General features: G+C 67.3%; 2 protein-coding genes. Both read left to right on the plus strand.

Features of this window, described 5'->3' with window-relative positions; all coding sequences use genetic code 11:
• The first annotated feature begins 82 nt into the window (after positions 1-82).
• Positions 83-625: a winged helix-turn-helix domain-containing protein gene (locus ACIBVQ_RS40555; protein ID WP_399184283.1), complete on the plus strand. Its 543-nt coding sequence runs from the start codon at positions 83-85 to the stop codon at positions 623-625.
• The gene (locus tag ACIBVQ_RS40560; RefSeq protein ID WP_399184285.1) at positions 550-1,149 is read left to right on the plus strand and encodes a transposase; all 600 of its coding nucleotides are present in this window, start codon (positions 550-552) and stop codon (positions 1,147-1,149) included. The genes ACIBVQ_RS40555 and ACIBVQ_RS40560 overlap by 76 nt, the downstream gene beginning before the upstream one ends.
• Positions 1,150-1,171 lie beyond the last annotated feature (22 nt).

Genomic DNA, 1,171 nt, shown 5'->3' on the forward strand with positions numbered 1-1,171 from the left:
TACTGAGGTTGAAGCTCGGAAGTTAGGTCATCGCGTGTGATTCATGACCCTTAGATGACCGCGTGTTCGGTATGCCGGAATTATGAGATATCCGGAAGGCGGCGGGCTGACCGCCAAAGACCGGGCGCGACGCGAAGCGGTACGGCTGCGCGCGGCGGAGATGTTCGCTCAAAAGGTGCCTCAGGCCGAGGTGGCCCGGCAGTTACACGTCTCGCCGATGTCGGCCAGCCGCTGGTATCGGGCCTGGAAAGCCGGTGGAATCGCGGCACTGGCCTCCAAAGGAGCGGCCGGATGGCCCTGCCGGCTCGACGAGGAACAACGCGCCCGGCTGGAAGCCGAACTCCAGGCCGGCCCGGCCGCCCACGGCTGGACCGACCAGCGCTGGACGCTGGCCCGGGTGGCGGACCTGATCGCCCGACTGTTTCGGATCCGCTACAGCCTGCGCGGGACCTCGCTGCTGCTGCACCGGATGGGCTGGTCACCGCAGGTGAGCGTGCACCGGGCCGCCGAGCGCGACGAGGTGGTGATCACCTGGTGGAAGACCGAGCAGTGGCAGCGGATAAAAAGACGGCGGCGGCTCAAGGCAGCTGGATCTGCTTCGAAGACGAGGCCGGCCAGATCTTGAGACCGCCCCGGGGCCGGACCTGGGCGCGCCGCGGCCACACGCCCGTGGCGACGGTGTCGGGCAAGGGATCGGGCCGGGTGTCGATCACCGGCATGATCTGCCTCAAGGCCGGACACCGCAGCCGGATGATCTACCGCGTCCGGCTGCACCGCGGCCGCAAGGGCGAGCGGCGCAGCTTCGCCGAACGCGACTACGCGCGCCTGCTGGACGCCGCCCACCAGCAACTCGGCGGCTCCATCGTGCTCGTCTGGGACAACCTGAACACCCACCTCAGCCACGCGATGCGCACCTACATCGCCGCCCGTGACTGGCTGACGGTTTACCGGCTGCCCGCCTACGCTCCCGACCTCAACCCCGTCGAAGGCGTCTGGGCCAGCATGAAGCACGGCCTGGGCAACCTTCTGGTCGACGGCCTGGACGCCCTCAACGCAACGATCAAGACCCAGCTGAAACGCATGCAATATCGGCCCGATCTGATCGACGGCTTCTTCGCCGAGACCGGCCTGACCCTCGAACTGACCTAACCCCGGGAATTCATCCTCAGTA

Origin of the sequence: Streptosporangium sp. NPDC049376 (assembly GCF_044466505.1) — a bacterium.
Classification (GTDB): domain Bacteria; phylum Actinomycetota; class Actinomycetes; order Streptosporangiales; family Streptosporangiaceae; genus Streptosporangium.

Coding starts and splice junctions, on each gene's coding strand:
- ACIBVQ_RS40555 (WP_399184283.1), top strand. CDS start 83: ATGAGATATCCGGAAGGCGGCGGGCTGACCGCCAAAGACCGGGCGCGA.